Source organism: Flavobacterium sp. J49, assembly GCF_011742145.1.
GTDB lineage: Bacteria > Bacteroidota > Bacteroidia > Flavobacteriales > Flavobacteriaceae > Flavobacterium.
Genome location: NZ_JAAQQU010000027.1, coordinates 1 through 269, shown reverse-complemented (window position 1 = coordinate 269; position 269 = coordinate 1). Strand labels below are relative to the sequence as shown.

General features: G+C 44.6%; 1 protein-coding gene. It reads left to right on the top strand.

Annotated features, from left to right (window positions below; all coding sequences use genetic code 11):
- On the top strand, window positions 1–269 hold a 269-nt coding region (locus HA632_RS00105), incomplete at both ends, for a hypothetical protein (RefSeq protein WP_176305212.1).

Genomic DNA, 269 nt, shown 5'->3' with positions numbered 1-269 from the left:
GGTTCAACTTATACCGTTGATACTTCTTCCCCAACGGGAGCTACCAGAAACTACACGGTAAGAGTAATTAGCAATAGTCTATTATTGTGTGAGACTACTTCAGCAGGCTTTGATGTGATACAATCAGGGCAAGCGGTTGTGGCAGCAGGAACAGTTGGTTATACCGTAACCAATGCCTTTACCGACAGTCAAATCATTACGGTTACCGTTGAAGGCTGGGGAACGTATGAATACAGTTTGGATGACGGTCCAAGACAAGCGAGCAATAT